General features: G+C 46.9%; 27 protein-coding genes. 17 read left to right on the top strand and 10 right to left on the bottom strand.

The window, feature by feature from the left end; translation table 11 throughout:
• Positions 1-5 precede the first annotated feature (5 nt).
• The 8 genes from secY (at position 6) to HQ393_RS10805 (ending at position 5,489) form a co-directional block, all read left to right on the top strand.
• Positions 6-1,310, top strand: coding sequence for a preprotein translocase subunit SecY (secY, locus tag HQ393_RS10840; protein ID WP_179355200.1), 1,305 nt, complete (start codon positions 6-8; stop codon positions 1,308-1,310).
• Between the two features lie 256 nt (positions 1,311-1,566).
• On the top strand, positions 1,567-1,680 hold the full coding sequence (gene rpmJ, locus HQ393_RS10835; RefSeq protein ID WP_018748524.1) for a 50S ribosomal protein L36: 114 nt from the start codon (positions 1,567-1,569) through the stop codon (positions 1,678-1,680).
• Positions 1,681-1,738: 58 nt separating this feature from the next.
• Positions 1,739-2,101, top strand: a complete 363-nt coding sequence (gene rpsM, locus HQ393_RS10830) for a 30S ribosomal protein S13 (RefSeq protein ID WP_179355199.1) — start codon at positions 1,739-1,741, stop codon at positions 2,099-2,101.
• Positions 2,102-2,116: 15 nt separating this feature from the next.
• Positions 2,117-2,509, top strand: a complete 393-nt coding sequence (gene rpsK, locus HQ393_RS10825; RefSeq protein WP_179355198.1) for a 30S ribosomal protein S11 — start codon at positions 2,117-2,119, stop codon at positions 2,507-2,509.
• Positions 2,510-2,523: 14 nt separating this feature from the next.
• Positions 2,524-3,147 (top strand): 30S ribosomal protein S4, encoded by a 624-nt coding sequence (gene rpsD / locus HQ393_RS10820; RefSeq protein ID WP_179355197.1) that lies wholly within the window; start codon positions 2,524-2,526, stop codon positions 3,145-3,147.
• 33 nt (positions 3,148-3,180) lie between these two features.
• Positions 3,181-4,164 carry a DNA-directed RNA polymerase subunit alpha gene (locus HQ393_RS10815; protein ID WP_179355196.1) on the top strand — a complete coding sequence of 328 codons (984 nt, stop codon included), beginning with the start codon at positions 3,181-3,183 and terminating at the stop codon, positions 4,162-4,164.
• Between the two features lie 26 nt (positions 4,165-4,190).
• The gene (gene rplQ / locus HQ393_RS10810) at positions 4,191-4,577 is read left to right on the top strand and encodes a 50S ribosomal protein L17 (protein ID WP_179355195.1); all 387 of its coding nucleotides are present in this window, start codon (positions 4,191-4,193) and stop codon (positions 4,575-4,577) included.
• A gap of 93 nt (positions 4,578-4,670) precedes the next feature.
• Complete coding sequence (locus HQ393_RS10805; protein ID WP_179355194.1) at positions 4,671-5,489, top strand: symmetrical bis(5'-nucleosyl)-tetraphosphatase; 819 nt, start codon at positions 4,671-4,673, stop codon at positions 5,487-5,489.
• Here the strand turns inward: HQ393_RS10805 and HQ393_RS10800 are convergent.
• The 9 genes from HQ393_RS10800 to HQ393_RS10760 form a co-directional block, all read right to left on the bottom strand.
• Entirely contained in the window at positions 5,374-6,225 is an 852-nt protein-coding gene (locus HQ393_RS10800; protein WP_179355193.1) for a lysophospholipid acyltransferase family protein, read from the bottom strand. The genes HQ393_RS10805 and HQ393_RS10800 overlap by 116 nt on opposite strands.
• A gap of 27 nt (positions 6,226-6,252) precedes the next feature.
• A complete protein-coding gene (locus HQ393_RS10795) occupies positions 6,253-7,005 on the bottom strand; it encodes a GNAT family N-acetyltransferase (RefSeq protein WP_179355192.1) in 753 nt (250 codons plus the stop codon).
• A gap of 97 nt (positions 7,006-7,102) precedes the next feature.
• Complete coding sequence (locus HQ393_RS10790; RefSeq protein WP_179355191.1) at positions 7,103-7,294, bottom strand: DNA gyrase inhibitor YacG; 192 nt, start codon at positions 7,292-7,294, stop codon at positions 7,103-7,105.
• Positions 7,294-8,052, bottom strand: a complete 759-nt coding sequence (gene zapD, locus HQ393_RS10785) for a cell division protein ZapD (RefSeq protein WP_179355190.1) — start codon at positions 8,050-8,052, stop codon at positions 7,294-7,296. The genes HQ393_RS10790 and zapD overlap by 1 nt, the downstream gene beginning before the upstream one ends.
• A 62-nt stretch (positions 8,053-8,114) precedes the next feature.
• Positions 8,115-8,720 (bottom strand): dephospho-CoA kinase, encoded by a 606-nt coding sequence (coaE, locus tag HQ393_RS10780; protein ID WP_179355189.1) that lies wholly within the window; start codon positions 8,718-8,720, stop codon positions 8,115-8,117.
• Positions 8,720-9,577, bottom strand: a complete 858-nt coding sequence (locus tag HQ393_RS10775; RefSeq protein WP_179355188.1) for a prepilin peptidase — start codon at positions 9,575-9,577, stop codon at positions 8,720-8,722. The genes coaE and HQ393_RS10775 overlap by 1 nt, the downstream gene beginning before the upstream one ends.
• 4 nt (positions 9,578-9,581) lie before the next feature.
• A complete protein-coding gene (locus HQ393_RS10770; RefSeq protein WP_179355187.1) occupies positions 9,582-10,808 on the bottom strand; it encodes a type II secretion system F family protein in 1,227 nt (408 codons plus the stop codon).
• 13 nt (positions 10,809-10,821) lie between these two features.
• Complete coding sequence (gene pilB, locus HQ393_RS10765; RefSeq protein ID WP_179355186.1) at positions 10,822-12,528, bottom strand: type IV-A pilus assembly ATPase PilB; 1,707 nt, start codon at positions 12,526-12,528, stop codon at positions 10,822-10,824.
• Between the two features lie 219 nt (positions 12,529-12,747).
• Entirely contained in the window at positions 12,748-13,554 is an 807-nt protein-coding gene (locus HQ393_RS10760; protein WP_179355185.1) for a cytochrome C assembly family protein, read from the bottom strand.
• A gap of 81 nt (positions 13,555-13,635) precedes the next feature.
• On the opposite strand from HQ393_RS10760, the gene ffh reads away from it, so the two are divergent.
• The 5 genes from ffh (at position 13,636) to rplS (ending at position 17,115) form a co-directional block, all read left to right on the top strand.
• Positions 13,636-14,979, top strand: coding sequence for a signal recognition particle protein (ffh, locus tag HQ393_RS10755; RefSeq protein ID WP_179355184.1), 1,344 nt, complete (start codon positions 13,636-13,638; stop codon positions 14,977-14,979).
• Between the two features lie 99 nt (positions 14,980-15,078).
• Positions 15,079-15,327: a 30S ribosomal protein S16 gene (gene rpsP / locus HQ393_RS10750; protein ID WP_179355183.1), complete on the top strand. Its 249-nt coding sequence runs from the start codon at positions 15,079-15,081 to the stop codon at positions 15,325-15,327.
• Between the two features lie 10 nt (positions 15,328-15,337).
• Positions 15,338-15,883 carry a ribosome maturation factor RimM gene (rimM, locus tag HQ393_RS10745; protein WP_308419946.1) on the top strand — a complete coding sequence of 182 codons (546 nt, stop codon included), beginning with the start codon at positions 15,338-15,340 and terminating at the stop codon, positions 15,881-15,883.
• Between the two features lie 49 nt (positions 15,884-15,932).
• On the top strand, positions 15,933-16,694 hold the full coding sequence (trmD, locus tag HQ393_RS10740; protein ID WP_179358479.1) for a tRNA (guanosine(37)-N1)-methyltransferase TrmD: 762 nt from the start codon (positions 15,933-15,935) through the stop codon (positions 16,692-16,694).
• Positions 16,695-16,734: 40 nt separating this feature from the next.
• On the top strand, positions 16,735-17,115 hold the full coding sequence (rplS, locus tag HQ393_RS10735) for a 50S ribosomal protein L19 (protein WP_179355182.1): 381 nt from the start codon (positions 16,735-16,737) through the stop codon (positions 17,113-17,115).
• 80 nt (positions 17,116-17,195) lie between these two features.
• Here the strand turns inward: rplS and HQ393_RS10730 are convergent, their stop codons facing one another.
• The gene (locus tag HQ393_RS10730) at positions 17,196-18,158 is read right to left on the bottom strand and encodes a polyprenyl synthetase family protein (protein ID WP_246308010.1); all 963 of its coding nucleotides are present in this window, start codon (positions 18,156-18,158) and stop codon (positions 17,196-17,198) included.
• A gap of 255 nt (positions 18,159-18,413) precedes the next feature.
• Between HQ393_RS10730 and rplU the strand changes: the two genes are divergently transcribed.
• The 4 genes from rplU (at position 18,414) to HQ393_RS10710 (ending at position 21,799) form a co-directional block, all read left to right on the top strand.
• The gene (gene rplU, locus HQ393_RS10725; RefSeq protein ID WP_179355181.1) at positions 18,414-18,725 is read left to right on the top strand and encodes a 50S ribosomal protein L21; all 312 of its coding nucleotides are present in this window, start codon (positions 18,414-18,416) and stop codon (positions 18,723-18,725) included.
• 15 nt (positions 18,726-18,740) lie between these two features.
• A complete protein-coding gene (gene rpmA, locus HQ393_RS10720) occupies positions 18,741-19,013 on the top strand; it encodes a 50S ribosomal protein L27 (protein ID WP_028448431.1) in 273 nt (90 codons plus the stop codon).
• Positions 19,014-19,178: 165 nt separating this feature from the next.
• Positions 19,179-20,342, top strand: coding sequence for a GTPase ObgE (obgE, locus tag HQ393_RS10715; RefSeq protein WP_179355180.1), 1,164 nt, complete (start codon positions 19,179-19,181; stop codon positions 20,340-20,342).
• Between the two features lie 188 nt (positions 20,343-20,530).
• The gene (locus HQ393_RS10710; RefSeq protein ID WP_179355179.1) at positions 20,531-21,799 is read left to right on the top strand and encodes a hypothetical protein; all 1,269 of its coding nucleotides are present in this window, start codon (positions 20,531-20,533) and stop codon (positions 21,797-21,799) included.
• Position 21,800: the final 1 nt, after the last annotated feature.

Here is a 21,800-nt window from a genome sequence, read left to right as displayed (position 1 = left end):
AGAACGTGGCAAATCCCGCATTGGCTGGTTCAGCATCTAAGTTTGCTGATCTAAAAAAACGTATTTGGTTTGTTGTTGGTGCACTGATTGTTTACCGTATCGGTGCTCACATTCCTGTTCCTGGGATTAATCCTGTGGAATTGGCGAACTTGTTCCAGTCATCGCAAACTGGCCTGTTAAACATGTTTAATATGTTTTCAGGTGGTGCTTTGTCGCGCTTCACTGTTTTTGCTATTGGTATCATGCCGTACATTTCGGCTTCGATTATCATTCAGCTTGCCGGTGAAGTTCTGCCTAATCTTAAACAGTTGAAAAAAGAAGGTGAGGCGGGTCGACGTAAGTTGACTCAATATACCCGCTACTTTACCGTTTTGCTCGCATCGGCTCAGAGCTTCGGTATTGCAATGATGCTATTCCGTCAGCCAAATTTGGTGGTGATGGATCAAGGTTTATTTGTTGCAGTTACTATGGTTTCATTAGTGACTGGGACTATGTTTTTGATGTGGCTGGGTGAGCAAATCACCGAGCGTGGTTTAGGTAATGGCATTTCCATCATTATTTGTGCAGGTATTGCATCGGGTGTGCCTTCCGCTATTGGTAAGACTTTGTCGCTTACTAATCAAGGCGCCTTGCCGATACTGCTTGTTATTTTCCTTTTTGTTGGTGTTGTTCTCCTAACTGCCGCGGTGGTGTTTGTTGAGCGCGGGCAACGTAAGGTTCCAGTACAATATGCTAAGCGTCAAGTTGGCAACCGCTTGATGCAGGCTCAGAGTTCATTTCTCCCGCTCAAGATTAATATGGCTGGGGTGATACCTCCAATTTTCGCATCATCGATTATTCTCTTTCCTGCAACAGTTTTGTCGTGGACAGGGAATAGTCAGCACTTTTCTTGGTTGAAATCTATCGGTGATAAACTTCACCCAGGTCAGCCTCTCTACGTACTTTTCTATGCGGCTGCTATTATTTTCTTCTGTTATTTCTACACAGCTTTGGTGTTTAATCCGCGTGAGACTGCTGATAACCTGAAGAAAAGCGGAGCAATGATTCCTGGGTATCGTCCTGGTGATCATACGGCTCGGTACATCGAGAAGTTGATCATGAAATTAACTTTGATCGGTGCTATTTACATCGCTTTTGTGTGTTTGATTCCAGAATTTTTGATTCTTAAATGGAATGTTCCATTCTACTTTGGTGGCACTTCATTACTGATTTTGGTTGTGGTTACTATGGATTTCATGGCTCAGATGCAGTCGTATGTCCTGTCCCATCAGTATGAAGGTTTGCTTAAAAAGGCGAACTTCAAAGGTTAGTTTTATTTGTTATTCGCAGTTTTATCTGTGTAACAATTTTTGTTTGAGAGATCTAATAAAAATTTAGGTCTCTCATTTTTACTGACGTGTGGTTGCTGTTTTTTGTTTCTTAGTTTGTTCGTTTGTGTTATATTTGCGGACTTTGCTGGAGTTTGCTAGCTCTTGTGGTTTGGGTGCTCGCGACATTAACAGTGATTGCAACGTATTCCAGTCTTTTTTTTGGCTGGGATTTTACTTTGTTTTCAAAGGATAGACCATGAGAGTTCAAGCATCGGTCAAGAAAATCTGCCGTAACTGCAAAATTATTCGTCGCAACCGTGTTGTGCGTGTAATTTGTACTGACCCACGGCACAAGCAGCGTCAAGGCTGATTGAGTCAATCGGCTATTGGTGTTAAAATCCACCACTTTTTAACCTGGGGTAAGAAGTATGGCCCGTATTGCTGGGGTTAACATACCTAATCATCAGCATACTGTGATCGGTCTTCAGGCTATTTACGGTATTGGTCAAACTCGCGCTAAAGCGATTTGTGCTACTACTGCAATTGAGCCTAGCAAGAAAGTAAAAGATCTCAGTGATGTTGAACTTGAAAAACTACGTGACGAAGTAGGTAAATTCACCATCGAAGGTGATCTGCGTCGTGAAGTAACCATGAGCATCAAGCGTCTTATGGACCTTGGCTGCTATCGTGGTTTCCGTCACCGCAAAGGCCTGCCAGTTCGCGGTCAGCGTACTAAGACTAACGCACGTACTCGCAAGGGTCCACGTAAGTCTATCGCTGGCAAGAAGTAATTAAGGACATAAATTATGGCTAAAGCAAACACAGCTCGTGTACGTAAGAAAGTCAAAAAGAGCGTGTCAGAAGGAATCGTGCACGTTCACGCTTCTTTCAATAACACGATCATTACCATCACTGATCGCCAAGGCAATGCTTTATCTTGGGCTACCTCGGGCGGTGCTGGTTTTAAAGGCTCTCGTAAAAGTACACCTTTTGCCGCACAGGTTGCAGCAGAAGCAGCTGGTAAAGTTGCCCAAGAATATGGTGTTAAGAACCTAGAAGTACGCATCAAGGGTCCGGGCCCTGGTCGTGAATCTGCTGTGCGTGCTTTGAACGCACTCGGTTTCAAGATCACCAGTATCTCGGATGTGACGCCTGTTCCGCACAACGGCTGCCGTCCTGCGAAGAAGCGTCGTATCTAATTCTGGAGTAAGAAATGGCTCGTTATATTGGACCCAAGTGCAAACTTGCACGCCGCGAAGGCACGGATCTGTTCTTGAAAAGCGCACGTCGTTCGCTCGACAGCAAGTGCAAGCTGGAACAAGCCCCAGGCCAGCATGGCGCTAAAAAGAATATGCGTCTGTCGGACTATGGCGTTCACCTGCGTGAAAAGCAAAAGATCCGTCGCATTTACGGCGTATTGGAACGTCAGTTCCGCCGTTATTTTGAAGAAGCAGCTCGTCGCAAAGGTTCGACTGGTGAAAACCTCTTGAAATTGCTTGAGTCTCGTCTTGATAACGTTGTATATCGTATGGGATACGGTTCTACTCGTTCCGAATCTCGTCAACTCGTTTCCCACAAGGCTATCACTGTTAACGGTAACGTTGTAAACATTCCTTCTTTCCAAGTGAAAGCTGGTGATGTTGTTGCTGTACGTGAAAAAGCTAAGAAGCAAGTACGTATTCAGGAAGCGTTGAGCTTAGCTGAAGGCATTGGCTTCCCAAGCTGGGTACAGGTTGATTCTAAAAAAATGGAAGGTGTGTTTAAGAACATGCCAGAGCGTTCAGATCTGTCTAGCGATATCAATGAATCGTTAGTAGTTGAATTCTACTCCAAGTAATAACCTGAACCGGTTGGCAAGGGATACTGACTTATGCAAATCAATGCAAACGAGTTGCTCAAACCGCGCATCATCGATGTGCAAGCTCTGGCTCAAGCACACGCGAAAGTCGTTATGGAGCCGTTTGAGCGCGGTTATGGCCATACTCTCGGTAATGCACTACGCCGAATTCTTTTATCTTCTATGGCGGGTTTTGCGCCAACAGAAGTTAAAATTGATGGTGTTGTTCACGAATATTCCGCGTTGGATGGCGTGCAGGAAGACGTTGTCGATATCCTGTTGAACCTTAAAGGTGTTGTGCTGAAACTGCATGGTCGGGACTCTGTCACACTTACTCTTTCAAAAGAGGGTGAGGGTGTCGTCAAGGCTTCCGACATTCAGTTGCCACATGATGTTGAGGTGATTAACCCTGATCATGTGATTGCACATCTGTCTGCAGGTGGTAAGTTAAGCATGGATATTACCGTTGAGAAAGGTCGTGGCTATCAGCCTGCACCTTCTCGCGTTAATAAAGAAGAGGGACGTACCATCGGTACGATTATTCTGGATGCTTCATTCAGCCCAATTCGCCGTGTTAGCTACCAAGTAGAAAGCGCTCGTGTAGAGCAACGTACTGATCTTGATCGTTTGATTATCGACATTGAAACCAATGGCGTAATTGAGCCAGATGAAGCAGTTCGCCAAGCAGCTCGTATGTTGATCGACCAACTCGGTGTTTTTGCTGATTTGGAAGGTACGCAAGAAGAAAAAGTTGTAGAGCCGCAGGTTACAATTGATCCTATCCTGCTTCGTCCGGTAGATGATCTTGAGTTGACTGTTCGTTCTGCAAATTGTCTAAAAGCGGAAAACATCTATTATATTGGTGATCTGATTCAGCGTACCGAAACAGAGTTGTTAAAAGCTCCTAATTTAGGTCGCAAATCACTCAATGAGATCAAAGAAGTGCTCGCTTCGAAAGGGCTTAGCCTTGGCATGCGCCTTGAAAACTGGCCACCAGCTGGCTTAGACAAGCCATAAGCTGGTACTAGCAAAGGAATTGACAAATGCGTCATCGTCTTTCTAATCGTAAATTAAATCGTACGACAAGTCATCGTCTTGCGATGCTTCGTAACTTGGCGAATGCCTTGTTGAAGCATGAAGTTATCAAAACTACCCTGCCAAAGGCTAAAGAATTACGCCGTGTGGCAGAGCCATTGATTACTTTGGGTAAAAAACCATCACTGGCTAATCGCCGTTTGGCTTTTTCTCGTACACGTGATCGTGACATTGTAGTTAAATTGTTTGATGTACTTGGCCCACGCTATACTGCTCGTAATGGTGGTTATTTGCGTATTCTGAAGTGCGGTTTCCGAGTTGGCGATAATGCTCCTATGGCATACGTTGAACTTGTTGATCGCCCAGAAGAAGTAGTTGCTGAGTCAGCAGAGTAATATCTGTTGAATGATTAAAAAAACCGACCTAGAGTCGGTTTTTTTTTGTTCATCATTTTATTAATCATTATTTGAAATGTTTTAGGTTCTGTAATGGCAACTTATGTGGTTGGTGATGTGCAAGGATGTTTTGATGAGTTATCACGACTCATGGATGTAATTAATTTTAATACAGACTGCGATCGAATTATTTTTGTCGGTGATTTAGTGAATCGGGGACCAGCTTCCTTGCGGGTATTGCAGTGGGTATACCAAAATCGTCATTGTGCATCGACAGTACTAGGGAACCATGATTTACATTTGTTAGCTTGTTGGCTGGGTATTAGTAGCCTGAAAGATGGCGATACAATTAATGAAGTTTTACAATCTTCAGACGCATCTGTCTTATTATGTTGGCTGTCTCAGCAACCTTTAATGTTAGAAATTGAAGGTAATTATATTGTTCATGCAGGGTTGTATCCGGGATGGGGTATTAAGAAGGCCCTTAAACTAGCAGAATCTGCGCGAATAAAATATTCTGGTGCTGATAAGAAAAGTTGGTTCTCTTTAATGTACGGTAATAAGCCGATTGCTTGGTCTAATGAGCTTGATGAAGCTGAAAGTTTTAGATTCACTATTAATGCATTTACGAGAATGCGCTTTTGTACAAGTGAAGGATTGGATTTTAAATATAAAGGTGAGCTGATAGGGGCACCTGAATCTTTGACTCCGTGGTTCAGTTTGAAACGGAAGGCTTGCGATTCAACTGTTATTTTTGGGCATTGGTCGGCATTAGGGCTTTATAAGGCGTCTAATCTTATTGGTTTAGACACTGGTGCTGTGTGGGGTGGGCAATTGTCTGCTGTTCGTTTGTCCGATCTGCAAATTTATCAGGTACAGTCATCACATACATATCAAAGTATTGAGATTTGAAGTTCTCATGGGCATTTTGTACTGAAGTTGTAGTGAGTTCGGATAGTTCGGTTCGACTTAAGTTGTTAGTTTTGATGGATGGTAGTATATCAATATGCATTTTTATTCCATCTGCTCTAATTATCTTCCATATCGAGCCAACTAGTGTGGTTTCTTGTGTGTATGCTGCAATGTCAGTATGTTTATTGTACCTATCCGTATAATTTAGATAAATTGGTTGAATTGAACCATTGCTTGAGATTGCTGGCTGTAGAAGTGATGACTTAAACGGATTAATCTCTTTGCCATTTGTTGTAGTGCCTTCCGGAAAAAATGCAGTAATATCACCCGCTAATAATGCCTTGGTTATTTGTATGTTCACTCGTTTTGCATCTTTAATTTTGTTTCGATTTATAAAAAAAGTTCCTGCGGCTTTACATAGTCTATTAATGATTGGCCACTCTTCTACATCGGATTTTGCAATAAAGCGTGCGGCATGGATTGTGTTAATTCCAAAAATATCAAACCAGGATATATGATTTGCCACAATCATTTGATTCTTAGGTCTGTAGTTTGGTAATTCTCCCGATATGCATATTCTAATCTTCAAAATTGCAGCTAACTGCTCTGACCATAGCTGTGTGGCTTTGTTTTTTTGTTCGCAATTTTTGTTTGGAAAACCAAAGGTTATGATCAGTAGTCCTTTTACAATGTGCAAAATAAGCTGGATAGCCGTAAGTGCTGGTCTGATGTTCATAGGATTTAGTGGTTGACTTAAGGTTTTTTACCGGGCGAAATGTTTGGCGTAACGATTGTTGATGTTTTGTGTGGGCAGTAACATCAAGAAGTCCGCAGTATTGAAGTCTGGATCCCACGCGGGCTCACCGCAAACTAAAGCTCCAGCACGCAAATAACCTTTAATTAGTGCTGGTGTTTCGATTTCAATTTTTTCGTCTAAAGCTGAAATCGGTAATGGGCAGCGTGGAAATACTCGCCATTCAACAGGAGCCATAGCTTTTTTTGCTATTTTACGATATAGACTTGCAGCTGTGTGTCCACCATCATTTAGAGAAACTGAAGCGCAGCCCATCATATATTGGTAATTATTTTTTACCATATACTGGGTTAAACCACTCCAGAGCAATGCTATCGTTGAGCCCGTTCGATAATCTGGGTGCACGCATGTACGTCCCAATTCTACTAGCTGCGATCTGATGTGTTGTAATCGGGTCAAATCAAATTCAGTATCAGAATAGTAGCTGCCAACTTTTCTGGCTTTGTGTGGAGGCAAAATACGATAGGTACCAATAACTTCACCTGTCAAATTATCTTGTGCAATCAGATGGTCGCAATACTTATCAAATAAGTCTTGATCGAGTCCGGGCTCCTTTGTGCTTAATTTTGCGCCCATTTCTTCGGCAAAGACTCTGTAGCGCAAGGCTTGTGCCGCTTTAATTTCTGATTTGGTTTTAGCGATTGAGACTGAAAGTGAGTGATTTGATTTGCTATTTGTGTGCGTCAAAACGTGTTCGTGCATGTGGAAACCTCCAGTTCGATTTCCCTAAGTTACTTGCACGATGTGACGGAGCTATGAAATAAATATGAAAATAAGATTGCTACTTCTTGCTAGTGGACTACTGAGACAGTGTATTTATATCTATTGATTGAGTTTCTTCTGCTATACGGTAGTTTTCGTTGGCCCATTGCCCTAAATCTATAAGTTTGCATCGCTCAGAGCAGAAGGGGCGTGAAGGGTTTGTTGGTGAATAAGTGTTCAAACACCCGCATTGAGGGCATTTCACTTGTTGTTTTAAGGTGTCACTCATTATAGGTTGCAATAGCTCAGCGTAAAGTTGATATCTGACTCGATTACTTTAGCGCGCTCTCCGCTAGTAGAAGGGACTATAAACCGGATGTTAATTGCATATCTGTTTGCTGATAACTCTGGCACGGCTGGTAAATCGCTTGGTAATGTAACTTTTAGTAGCTGTACTACTTTGCCACCGGACATTTGTTGAAAACTACCTTGTTTAGCTATGAAGTTGTTAGCTTTCGCTGAGTCGCGCAATAACTTAAGAACAATATCTAACCCATTTTTTATTGGTAATAATGGCGTTAGCCACCGTTCTAAATCGAGTCTGCGGCGTTCGGCTGCTTGCTTTCTCCAGTAATGATACGAGGGAAGGTCAAATTCACACACTCCACCTGGAATCGAGATACGCTGTTTGATCGCCATCAGCCATTCGTTTTCTCTTAAGTACTGTCCAAATTTTCCTGTCATGTCGAGGAGACTGGTATGGGTATTTTCGATTTCATTCAACACTAGATCGAGCGCATCTTCCGAGATGTGCGGATTGTTCCTTAGTGCGGCTAAGGTTTGTCGTTGACGTTCAAGTTCTTGAAGTAGGTCTGATTTTAAATCCGCACGACTAGCCACTTCCATGATCTCAAAAATCCCAAGTAGTGCCATGTGATGATCTAAGGCATCATCACGGGCCACCAACTTGCTAGTGCGTATATATAACTCTTCAAGGCGGAGTAGAGTTCTAATGCGCTCGTTGATTGGAAATTCGTAACTAATCACAATGCTCAAACCTAAAAAATAGTGCAATTTGCAGAAAGTGCAGAACTAAAGATCCGACTCGTTTATTTTAATGGTGCACTTTTGAGTTTCTGGTCTAGTTTTGCTACTTCTTCATGTAGTTCGTTTAATGTGCCGTTATTGTAAATCAAGTAGTCAGCTTGTTGTTTACGTTCTTCGTCGCTCAGTTGGTTTTTCATGATGGCAAGCACTTCATTTTCATTGAAGTTGTTGCGATTCATTACGCGTGTGATTTGTTTCTCACGATCAACTGATACTACAATAATCGTTTGGCATAAATTTTTGAAGTCTGGAACTTCAAGCAATAAAGGGGCCATGAGTACATGGTACGGAGTTTTCGATTTTGCGTGCTTAAGTTGCTGTTTGCACTCGTTTAAAATCATCGGATGCAGTAGCGATTCTAATTTAAGCTTATCAGCAGGATGTTCGTGGATCTGTCTGCGTAGAAAGGAGCGGTCTAAATGTCCTTCTTCTGTCAAACATCCATTTCCAAATAATTTGACGATCTCTGCCGTTGCTTTTTGATCTTTGCGAGTTAACTCATGCGCAATTAAATCCGCATCAATAATGGTGCTGCCAAGTTCTTTTAAATATTGCGCAACGGTGCTTTTTCCGCTGCCTATCCCACCTGTAAGTCCAACAATAGTCATCAATATCCGTACAGCATCAATGTGATTTCTTTGCCCCATACCATTGCAATCATGCCTGCAATACCAAGATAGGGGCCGAAAGGCATGGGTTTATTCCAGCCGCGTTGACTACCTGCCACCATAATGATGCCTAAGATGGCGCCAGCTAATGAAGACAGTAGGATAATGATTGGTAGCATGGCAAAACCAAGCCACGCACCAAGGGCTGCTAAAAGTTTAAAGTCACCATACCCCATGCCTTCTTTGCCTGTTGCTAGCTTGAATAGCCAGTATATGCTCCAAAGTGAGAGATATCCGAATGTTGCACCATATACTGCGCTAGGTAGTGAGGTGTAAATCCCTTGGGTGTTAAGTAATAGGCCCAACCAGAGTAGAGGTAATGTAATGCTATCGGGTAGTAGGTAGGTGTCGGCATCAATCATGATTAGTGCAACGAGACACCATGCGAATGCCAAAGCGCCTAATAGTTGTAGGCTTGGCCCAAAATGGATGGCAAGCCCCGCGGATATGGCGGCCGTTGCGAATTCGACGCATGGGTAACGAGCACTAATCTTGCTGTGGCATTGACTGCATCGCCCTTTCAATGCCAACCAGCTTAGTATAGGGATGTTTTCAATCGCTTTGATTTGATGCCCACAGGTAGGGCATGCCGAACGAGGTGTCGCTAAATTGTATGTTGAAGGGCGATTCGTTTCGTCTAGTTCGGGATTTAAGAGTGTTTGACACTCTAAGCGAAATTCTTTTTCTAGCATGAGAGGTAGCCGATGAATGACGACATTCAAAAAGCTACCAATCATTAAGCCAAGTACCGCAGTGAATCCAATTAACAAGTAATTGGAATTAAAAACCTCAATCATCTATTTAGCCGCCCACCGCTGCGCCCATTTTGAAAATGGGGAGGTACATGGCAATAACCAGACCACCAATTAAGGTGCCCAATACTACCATAATAATGGGTTCCATGAGGCTGGATAGGGCTTCGACTGCGTTATCTACTTCTTCTTCAAAGTAGTCGGCTACTTTGCTGAGCATGGCATCGAGTGAGCCCGATTCTTCGCCGATGGATACCATTTGCAATACCATATTCGGGAAAACGGTGGCATTTTGCATTGCGGCAGTAAGGCTTGTTCCCGTGCTAACTTCGGATTGAATCCGTTGTGTTGCTTGTTTGTAAACAATATTGCCGGCAGCGCCTCCAACAGATTCAAGTGACTCCACTAACGGTACCCCCGCTGCAAACATTGTTGATAAGGTACGACTCCAGCGTGCGATGGTTGCGTTGCGGACAATCTCACCAAGGACTGGTAATTTTAAGATTAATCGGTCCATGGCAAATTGGATCTTTTCCGACTTTTTCCAAGCTTTCATGAATAGATAGATGCCGCCGAAGATGCTGCCAAAAATGATGTACCAGTAAGTTACAAAAATATCGGAGATATTCATGACTAATAAGGTTGGCCCTGGTAGATCGGCACCAAAACTCGAGAAGAGCTCCTTAAATGCTGGAATTACAAAAATCATAATCACGGCGGTAATGACGAAAGCAGCGACAATAATGGCCGTTGGGTAAAACATGGCCGATTTGATTTTTTTCTTAACGGCTAAGATTTTTTCTTTGTAGGTGGCAAGTCGAGCCAGCAAAGCGTCCAAAATACCCGCTTGTTCACCAGCTTGTACCAAGTTGCAATAGAGGCTATCGAATTGATTTGGATGTTTTCTGAAGGCTTGGGTTAAAGAAGAGCCTGTTTCGATGTCGGTTTTTATTTCCATCAGTAATTTTGTGACGGAAGGATTGCTGTGCCCCTTTGCAACGATATCGAATGCAGTAAGGAGCGGTACGCCTGACTTCAACATAGTGGCCAATTGTCGAGTAAACATCGTGATGTCGAGTTCTGTGATCTTGCGGCCAGCACCGAGACGTACTTTTTTTACGCTCGTGACGTTGATCCCTTGGCGACGTAAAGTGCTTTTTACGATGGATTCGCTGACAGCACGCATTTCACCTTTAACTACTTTGCCGGTGCGGTCTTTGCCTTCCCAGCGAAAAGTTGAATCTTTTACTGCGGGGCTTTTGGGTTTTACGGCCATGGCTCAATCCCTCTTATACATTTGTAACGGCCATCACTTCTTCAAGTGAGGTGAGGCCTTGTTTAACTTTTCGAAGTCCTGCTTCACGAAGGCTTAGTACGCCTTCTTTGCGAGCCTGATCAGCAATATCAATGGCATTGCCATGGTTCATGATTAGTCGGTTGATTTCATCTGTAATCGGCATAACTTGGTAAATACCAACACGACCTTTGTAGCCAGTGTCTTTGCATATTTCGCAGCCGACGGGGCCGTACGGCTGCCATGTGCCATCCAAGTCTTCTTGGGTAAAGCCTGCGTCGATTAAGGCCTGATTTGGAAGGTCAATGTGTTTTTTGCAACTGCATAGACGGCGAGCTAGGCGCTGAGCGGTAATTAGAATGACCGATGAAGCAATATTGAACGGCTGGATGCCCATATTGAGCATTCGCGTTAATGTGGTTGGGGCATCATTGGTGTGGAGTGTTGAAAACACCATGTGGCCCGTTTGCGCAGCTTTAATTGCGATATCGGCGGTTTCTAGGTCGCGAATCTCGCCGACCATAATGATGTCGGGGTCTTGACGCAGGAAGGCCTTGAGTGCGGCAGAGAACGTTAGCCCCGCTTTGTCATTTACATTGACCTGGTTGATGCCCGGCAAGTTAATCTCGCATGGGTCTTCCGCCGTTGCGATATTGATATCTGGCTTATTGAGTAAATTAAGGCATGTGTAAAGCGATACGGTTTTGCCTGAGCCGGTCGGGCCTGTCACTAAGACCATGCCATACGGGCGCTGAATTGCTTCAAGGATAATGGCTTTTTGATCTGGATCGTAGCCGAGAGCATCAATGCCGAGCGTTGCGGATGAAGGATCCAAAATCCGCATTACAATTTTTTCACCATGCATGGTCGGCAGGGTGGAGACCCGGAAATCAATAGCTCGCGATTTAGACAGGACTAATTTCATGCGTCCATCTTGTGGAATGCGCTTTTCTGAAATGTCGAGCTTCGAAATGACCTTGATGCGGGATGATATTTTCTCTTTGATTGCTAATGGCGGCTGGGCGATTTCGCGGAGTACCCCGTCGATGCGAAAACGAATCCGGTAGAATTTTTCGTACGGCTCAAAGTGAATGTCGGATGCGCCGCCATTGATGGCATCCATCAAGATTTTTTGCAGATATTTAACAATGGGGGCATCGTCAATATCTTGCCCCATTTGAGTTTCAGCCGCTGTTGGTTCGGGGTCGCCGCCGTCGAGTGCAAGCTCCACATCTTCGAGGTCCATTTCTTTCAGGTTGGCACCTGTGGCATCAATTGTTCTATTGATGAGAACGATGAGCTTGTTGTCTTCAACGATAATCGGTTCGACTTGCGCGTTGGTTTGGAAGCGAACTTTTTCAACTGCTTCCAGATTGGTGATATCTGAAATGCCGATGAAAAGTTTTGTACCGCGTTTGAATAGCGGAACAATGCGCTGGGCGCGCATAACGTTATTGTCGATTACACCTTGCGGCAAATAGCTGGAGTCAATTCGATCGATGTCGAGCAGAGGGTAGCCAAACGTTTGAGATGAGAACTCTGCGACATCCCGTGCCGATAGCTTTTTGCTTTGAGTTAATTGCTCAATAAAAGTGGTTTTATTTGTGTTGGCGCTCGCTTGCAGTGCTTCGGCATCTGCATCGCTCAGTCGGCCATGCTGCACGAGTAAGCGTGCGAGACCAGAAATTTGCGGGGTGCTCATAACAAAAAAATCACTCCAATTGGGCTCAGACCTGACGCAATATTAGGCTTGGGTTTGCCTAGATGTGCGTGTGATCAAAATTTAATATCTTTTCTAGTCTAGCAGATGTCGAGGAAAGTCGCGGTGTGCGGGCGCTCATTTGCTGTGAAATGTTGCTTGCACGCCTCTGGCTAATAGATTTGAAGGGTGTGGGGGTAGGGTGTTGTGGGGTATGTCTTGCTAGGCCTTTCCTAATATGGCCTCAAGGACAATACGTGAGCCGATGTAGCCAAGAAATAGAATGCTAAATGCAGTTAGAGTCCAGTTGGCCGCAAAACGCCCTCGCCAGCCCTTGATTTTGTGACCAAGAAGCAAGCTTGCAAATAGTAGCCATGAGGATAATGCGAAAATTGTTTTATGCGACAACTGGGCGAGCTGACCGTGCTGTTGCCAATTGAGGATTGATCCCGCAGTAAGAGCTAATGTGAGGAGTAGAAACCCTACCCCAATGGCGCTAAAAAGTAGGCGCTCTAGCGTGAGCAGAGGAGGGAGTGTTCTTGCGAGTAGCTTGCCGGCATGGTGGTGCAGGGTGTTGTCGGTGAGTCGCATTAAAATGGCGATCCCCGCTGCTACAAATAAAAAACTTTGCGCGAGCATGGCAAGTAAAAAATGTGCTCTGCTTAAGCTGTTTTGGCTGTATGTGATGGCGTGGCCAGCTGGAAGTATCAGCGATAGCGCAACAAAGCTGGCGGCAAAGGCAAATAGCGGTGGCTCTAATCCGTCGAGCTTTAATTTGAGCTGGCCTACGCAGTAAATCATGATGGCAAGCCACGCGGTAAGCGAGAGTGCTTCGGCGGCGCCAAAGTTGGGGTTGGCTTGGAGTGCGCCGTGCGTTATAGCGATGCCGTGGCAAATGATGCCGATTGCCAGTAAGAGGCGGCTGGCTTTTTCTGGGAGCGCGCGTTTGCCTGCGAGTCGTGTTTGGCAAAAATGCCAGCCGAGTAGCAGGTAAATGAATAAAGAAAGCGGCGCAAGCAGAGTCAGCACGGCAATTGAGGTAAAATAGAAAGTAATTAAGTCTAACAGAGTGGTCGCTGCAGCGGCAGCTCTCGCTCAAGGAATCGTTGCATGTTTGAAAATTTGTCGGGTCGTTTAGGTGGTGTCGTTAAAACTTTACGGGGGCATTCGCGCCTTACCGAAGACAATATTAAAGATGCGTTGCGCGAAGTGCGTATGGCGCTCCTTGAGGCGGATGTCGCATTGCCGGCGGTGAAGCAATTTATTGCTGATGTGAAGTTGCGTGCAGAAGGTAAAGAGGTTGTGGGTAGTTTGACGCCGGGTCAGGCTGTGATCGGGGTTGTGTATGAAGAATTAACCAAATTAATGGGCGCGCAAAACGATGCGCTTAATTTGGCTGCCCAGCCGCCAGCTGTGATTTTGATGGCGGGCTTGCAGGGGGCGGGTAAAACAACGACCTCGGGTAAGTTGGCTAAGTTACTCAAAGAGTCACAAAAGAAAAAAGTACTGCTAGTCTCTACTGACGTTTATCGGCCTGCTGCGATTGAGCAGCTGAAGACGTTGGCGGGGCAGCTACAGGTCGAGTGGTATCCATCGGATGTAACGCAAAAGCCGGTGGATATTGCGAACGCAGCCATTGATCATGCTAAGCGTCATTTCTTTGATGTATTGATTGTCGATACGGCGGGTCGTTTGGCGATTGATGAGGCAATGATGCAGGAAATTAAATCCCTGCACGCTTCGGTGAAGCCTGTTGAGACTTTGTTTGTTGTCGATGCGATGCAAGGTCAGGATGCGGTCAATACTGCCCAGGCTTTTAATGAAGCGTTGCCACTGACGGGTATTGTTTTGACCAAAATGGATGGCGACTCGCGCGGCGGTGCGGCGCTATCGGTGCGTCATGTAACGGGTAAGCCGATTAAATTCTTGGGTACGGGCGAGAAATTAACAGGGCTAGAGCCGTTCCATCCAGATCGGATGGCGAGTCGTGTGTTGGGTATGGGTGACGTGCTGTCCTTGATTGAGGATGTGCAAAATACGGTTGATGAGGCCGAAGCCCTGAAAATGATGAAGAAGGTCAAGTCGGGTAAGGGCTTTGACTTGGAAGACTTCAAAACCCAGATTCAGCAAATGAAAAAAATGGGTGGCATGTCGGCGTTAATGGATAAATTGCCGGGCCAGTTGAGCGCGATGGCTGATAGTCAGGTGACCGACAAGGCTGTGACGCGGATCGAAGGCATTATTAATTCAATGACCCCCTTGGAGCGCCGTAAGCCTGAATTGCTAAAGGCCAGTCGCAAGCGCCGCATTGCTGCAGGTGCTGGTGTTACGGTGCAAGAGGTTAATCGCTTGTTGAAGCAGTTTGAGCAGACGCAGAAGATGATGAAGCAGTTTTCCGGTGGCGGCATGATGAAAATGATGCGTGGCCTCAAGGGCTTAATGCCAGGGATGTAATTGCCGTTCGTGCGACGGGTTTGTATTTTTTCTTGCAGCGGCTGGGGAATTCTGGCATGATTGCGAGCTTATTTTTATTTACCAATATTGGGTTTTATTATGGTCGTGATTCGTCTTGCTCGCGGTGGCTCAAAAGATCGCCCGTTCTACAACGTTGTAGTGACTGATTCTCGCAACCGCCGCGATGGTCGTTTCATCGAGCGCGTTGGTTTTTACAATCCACAAGCTTCTGGTGCTGCTGAAGAATTGCGCTTTGTTGCTGATCGCCTGAACTACTGGTTGGGTGTTGGTGCTCAGCCTTCTGATACTGTTGCTCGTTTGATCAAACAGCAAAAAGTAGCGGCCTAATTTTTCCGTGGTGAAAAATTTTAAAGCCTCGTCGGTGGATGCTCAACACACGGTGCCAGAAGATCTGGTGGTGATGGGCTACATTAGCGGGGCTTTTGGCATTCAGGGGTGGGTTAGTTTAATTGCTGATACGCATTATGCGGATAGTTTGCTTGACTACAAAACATGGTGGTTAGGTAAGAATGGTCAGTGGAAATCGTATCAGGTTGCGGATGCACATGTTCAGCCGAAAAAGCTGGGTGCTAAGCTGCAGGGGGTGAACGATCGGGATGTGGCCTTTGCATTAAAAGGTTGCGAGATCGCTGTGCCGCGCAGTGAAATGCCTGAGCCTGAAGAGGGTGAATACTACTGGGCTGATTTGATCGGTTTGGAAGTGGTGAATGCGCAGGGTGAACGCCTTGGTGTAATTGATAAGCTGTTCGAAACTGGCGCTAACGATGTAATTGTCGTTAAAGATGGTGACGAAGAGCGTTTGGTGCCTTTTGTTGGGCACGTGGTTTTGGATGTTGATCTTGAAGCGCGTGTAATGCGTGTGGATTGGGGGCTGGATTTTTAATCCAGGCTATTTGATGTCTGAGCCTAAAAGCCATGTATCTCAAAGTGGCATGCAGTTTGATGTGGTGACCTTGTTTCCCGAGATGTTTGCCGCAATTACGGCGCATGGCGTAACGCGTCGTGCAGTTGAATTGGGCTTGATTGGGGTTGAAACTTGTAATCCGCGGGATTTTACGACCGATAACTATCATCGTGTGGATGATAGGCCGTTCGGTGGTGGCCCGGGGATGGTGATGTTGCCGGCACCACTGGATGCGGCTATTGGGTATAGCAAGCAACGCCAATTGGCGTCTGGCTTGCAGCCTTATACGGTGTATATGTCCCCTCAGGGTGCACCGTTGACGCATCAAAAAGCAGTAGAGTTGGCGCAGAAGTCGGCGCTGGTTTTGTTGTGTGGGCGTTATGAGGGGGTGGACGAGCGAGTGATTGCCTCGCACGTCGATGAAGAAATCTCGGTGGGTGATTATGTGTTGTCGGGTGGTGAACTGCCCGCAATGATCGTCATTGATGCCGTGTCCCGTTTGTTGCCGGGGGTGTTAAATACGGCGGCGAGCGCGGTAGAGGATTCGTTTGTGGACGGGTTGTTGGATTGCCCGCATTACACCCGTCCTGAAGTTTATCGCGACATGGCGGTGCCGGAAGTTTTGCTTTCGGGGAACCATGCCGCAATAAGGCGCTGGCGCTTGAAGCAGTCGCTCGGTCGTACTTGGTTACGCCGTCCTGATTTGTTGCAGCAACGTCAGTTATCTAAAGAAGAGACTCGTCTTCTGGCTGAATTTAAAACTGAAAATTCGGCGGTACCGCAAACCTAGGTGCGCGGCAGAAGGTACAAGCCTCATATGGAGTATTAAAATGAACTTGATTCAACAACTCGAGCAAGAAGAAATCGCCCGTTTGGGTAAAACTATTCCTGACTTTGCGCCAGGCGACACTGTTGTCGTATCGGTAAAGGTTAAGGAAGGTACACGTGAACGTCTGCAGGCTTACGAAGGCGTGGTTATTTCTAAGCGTAACCGTGGTCTGAACAGCAACTTCATCGTTCGCAAAATTTCTTCTGGTACTGGCGTTGAGCGTACATTCCAGACTTACTCTCCACTGGTTGCTTCTGTTGAAGTTAAACGCCGTGGTGACGTTCGTCGCGCTAAACTGTATTACCTCCGTGATCGTTCAGGTAAATCTGCACGTATCAAGGAAAAATTGCCGGCGCGCAAAGTGGCTACTCCAGCTGCTTAATTTTGCGGCAATTGCCCGAAATAAAAAACCCCGCCTTCGTGAGAAGTTGGGGTTTTTTATTGCGTAGAATTTTTGTTTGATTAGCTGTTGCGATCAATGGCGAGGGTTGCGAGTGCTTCGAGCGCTTGGGTGTATGGGTTGTTGGTGATGTTCTTGAGGCAGTCTTTTGCCAGTTGCGCTTCTTTTTTGGCCACTTCGCGCGCGTATTCTAGGGCGCCTGATTGTTGTACGGCAGCGAGTACGGCGTCAAAATTTTCACGCTTGGCGTGCTCGAGTGCATCTTTGACGGTGGCTGCGGCCTCGGCTTGGCCGTGGCGCATGACGTAAATCAGCGGTAGGGTTGGTTTGCCTTCGGCAAGGTCGTCGCCGAGCGATTTGCCAATTTCTTCTTGTTTGCCGCTGTAGTCGAGTACGTCGTCAATAATTTGGAAGGCTGTGCCCAGATGCATGCCGTAGCGCGCAAGTGCGTCTTCGGTGTCTGCGTTGCGCTCAGCCAGGATGGCGCCGAGGCGGGATGCTGCTTCAAATAGCTTGGCGGTTTTGTAGCGAATGACTTTGAGATAGTCGGCTTCATCGATATCGATGTTGCCGATGTTCATGAGTTGCAGTACTTCGCCTTCGGCGATGACGTTAGTGGCGTCGGAGAGGACTTCCATAATGCGCATCGAGCCGCAGTTCACCATCATTTGAAAGGCGCGGCTGTATAGAAAGTCGCCGACCAAGACACTGGCTGCGTTGCCAAAGAGTGCGTTGGCTGTGTCGCGGCCGCGGCGCAGGCTGGATTCATCGACTACATCATCGTGTAGCAGTGTTGCGGTGTGAATGAATTCGATCACTGCAGCGAGCTCGTGATGGTGCTTGCCTTGATAGCCAAGGGCTTGTGCCGAGAGGAGGGTAATCATCGGGCGTAGACGTTTACCGCCGGATGCGACGATGTACTCGGCAACTTGGCGCACTAAAACGACATCGGAATAGAGGCGGTCACGAATGACGTTGTCCATGATGGCCATGTCGGCATCTACGACCGACTTTACAAACTGCATCGACACGCTGGGTTTGCCCTTTGGGTTTGAGGGCTGCCGTGTGAATAACTTTGGCGGCCCGTTAAACAATAATCGCGTGATATTAGCAGAAAACCGGCCGACTCGCCCATCTTGGCTGGTTTTCTTGCGGCTTTGGTGTGGTAAGTCCTTGACTTTATTCGCACAAGCTCTTAAGATGCTCGATTCCCAATTTTGGGGAGACGTGCCGGTGTGAATAGTCCGCGGCGCGTTGGGTCAAACTCTTAGGAGCTTGTTATGTATGCAGTCGTAAAAACTGGTGGCAAGCAGTACAAAGTTGCTATCGGCGAAAAACTTAAAGTAGAACAGATATCTGCAGACATCGACAGCCAAATCGTACTGAATGAAGTATTGATGGTGGCAGACGGTGATGCGGTTGTGATTGGTGCCCCTGTGGTTGCCGGCGCTTCCATCAAGGCAACTGTTATTTCTCAAGGTCGTGGTGACAAGGTTCGCATTTTCAAAATGCGTCGCCGTAAACACTACATGCGTCGTGCTGGCCATCGCCAGAACTACACTGAAATTCGCATTGACGAAATCGTTAAGTAATTAAGGAGCTGAACCATGGCACATAAGAAAGCTGGTGGTAGTTCGCGTAACGGTCGCGATTCAGAAGCCAAACGCTTGGGTATCAAAGTTTACGGTGGTGAATTGATTCCTGCTGGTTCTATCATTGTTCGTCAACGTGGTACTGAATTCCACGCTGGTGACAATGTTGGTATGGGCAAAGATCACACTCTGTTTGCTAAAGTTGATGGCTACGTACAATTCGCAGTGAAAGGCGCTCTGAAGCGTCGCACTGTAACTGTACTGCCTTACACTGGCGAAGAAGCTTAAGCTTCTTTCCGGTTTGCTTTGAAAGCCCTATCCTAGTGATGGGGCTTTTTTTCTTTGTGGGTTTTGCAGTTTGCAGGCCAGAGGATTTACCCCATTGATGGCGGGTATTGCCACCCATGCGGTAAATCCCTTCGCTTCCATAGCGATACCCAAGTAGGAGTGGATATGAAATTTATTGATGAAGCAAAAATTGAAGTAATCGGCGGCAAGGGCGGTAATGGCTCGGCCAGTATGCGCCGTGAAAAATTCGTACCGCGCGGCGGCCCGGATGGTGGCGACGGCGGTAAAGGCGGTACGGTGTGGGCGATTGCCGATGAAGACATCAATACGCTGGTTGATTACCGTTTTGTGCGCAAATACAAAGCCAAAGACGGGGAAGGCGGTCGCGGTGCGGATTGCTACGGCAAAGGAGGCGATGATATTGAATTGCGCATGCCCATCGGCACGACCATTACCGATGCTGAAACCGGTGAGCTGATTGCCGACTTGACCAAAAACGGCGAGCGCTTGCCGATTGCCAAAGGCGGCCAAGGCGGTTTTGGAAATTTGCATTTCAAATCATCGACCAACCGCGCACCGCGTCAAACTACGCCGGGCGCAGAAGGCGAGCGTCGTGAATTGAAGTTGGAATTGAAAGTATTGGCAGATATTGGCTTGCTCGGTATGCCGAACGCGGGCAAGTCGACCTTTATCCGCGCCGTTTCTGCGGCCAAGCCAAAAGTGGCGGATTATCCATTTACGACCTTGCACCCGAATTTGGGTGTGGTGCGGATCGACGAAAACCGCAGTTTTGTGATTGCCGACGTGCCGGGTTTGATTGAAGGTGCGGCAGACGGTGCTGGTTTGGGCCATCGTTTCCTGAAGCATTTACAGCGCACGGGTATTTTATTGCACCTCGTTGATTTGGCGCCGTTTGATGAAGGTGTTGATCCGGTGGCGGAAGCCAACGCGATTGTTGAAGAGCTGCGCAAATACGACGAAGAGTTGTACAACAAGCCGCGCTGGTTGGTGCTCAATAAAGTTGACATGATCCCAGAAGATGAGCGCGAAGAACGTGTTCAGGCTTTCCTGAAAGCCTACGGTTGGGAAGCGGGCGAGTACGATGAATACGCCGCATTCGATCCCGCTAAGCCACGTTATTTCGTGATTGCAGGTCTGACCGGCGAAGGTTGTCGCGATTTGACGTATGCGATTGCCGATTATCTGGAGCAAGCAAAGAAATTGGCTAAGCAGCAGGAAGAAGATGCTGCGGCGCGTTTGGCTGCGGAGCAAGAAGCTCTGTTGGCTGCGCGTGCAGCAGCTTTGGCTGCAGGCACTGATATTGAGTAATTGATGGGTGGGTATCTTTCTGTCTTCCTTTTATAGAAAGGATTTCGGCTAGATACCCTTTGTTGATGTGGCTGCGTTTTAGCGCGTACTGCTGCATCGATTGTATGCTTGTACCACTTCCTACTAAAGGCATTGTTTTTCGCCTCATTTGCCTTTAGTCTTGCTGCTTCCTGATTTTTGTCATCTCCATGCAAGACGAAAACTTATTCTCCGATTTTTTTCAGCCCGGTTTTGTGCCGCACGAATTGCCACAAATGGCACAATTGCTGCGTGCGCGTACTTATATTGATGCGTTTATCACCTTGTTTCGCGGCGGTGAGGACGAGGTTTTTGTGCGTCTGATCGTATTACGTGAAATTGGCGCGCGCGCCGACGCGCCGCGCTGGGCGCCAGCCGATTTGCAATCGCATTTCGCCTACATCAATCAGGTGAAACTCGACACGGTATTGAAACGCTTGCGTGATAACGGCTTGCTAGTCTGGGATAGCGACGAGCAGCTGTATGCCATGTCTGAGGCGGGTCGTGTTGCCTTGGCGGCAATGGGCACGATGATGCAGTTTGCTGAGGGCGATGCTGAGCTCGGTTATCTGACTTCGCAGGTCGCTGCGGGCCAATCGCTGGGCCAGGTTTCCAATGAAGTGATGCTCAATTTGCTGGCGCGCTTGAACGAGCTGTACGCGGATTTTGAAGCCGCACTGGAATCGCAATCTGAATTCCAAATCCGTGCCGCACGTGAAAAGCTCGAAAAAGTGTGGCAATGGGTCGAAAAAGGCACGGATGTGATTCGTACCGTCTTGACCGATGAAGGGACCGATCAGCGCGTGTATCAAATTGCGCAGTCAATCGCTTTGGCACAAGCGCGTATGTTGCGGCTAACGTCGGTGTTCCATCGTCGGCTTTCCGAGCTGGCTTCGCAGCGCGTGCATTTGGGGCAATCAGGCTTGTCGACGACCAATGTCGCCGATTGGTTACGTCAGCAAACGCAGGAAAAATTGGCCGGCCTTGGTCGCGACTTGATCTTGTTCCATCCCGAGCCGCATTTTGTCGTGTCAGATATTTTGCTCGACGTGGCTGAATATGAGATTTGTGAGCGCGAGCGCCCGATCAATATTGTCAGCGAGATGCCCGCTGGCGCTGCCGCGCAAGTCGTCGGCGAAGTTGAAGCCGAGCGTCTGATGCTGGCGGAGTCTTTATTCGACGATTTGAATCGCTTGGTGGCCAATGGCCTTGGCGGTGATCTGCCTGAAGCGGTGATTGCGCCGACGTATAACGAAACTGCGTATCGCCTCTCTTTGCTCTCCTTGTTGGGCGACGCTGAAGCCGCGCTGGAAAAAAGTGTCGTCGCCGATATTGTTAAAATCCCGCTACGCCTTGAAGCAAGTGCTGAATTGTTTGAACCCGATCATCCAGAAGTCGCCAGTATTAGTCATGGCCGACTTACTCCACTGAAAAAATAGG

The organism is Chitinibacter bivalviorum (assembly GCF_013403565.1).
GTDB classification, from domain to species: Bacteria; Pseudomonadota; Gammaproteobacteria; order Burkholderiales; family Chitinibacteraceae; genus Chitinibacter; species Chitinibacter bivalviorum.
The sequence above is the reverse complement of the archived record's forward strand: the minus strand, read 5'-3'. Positions and strand labels throughout refer to the sequence as shown.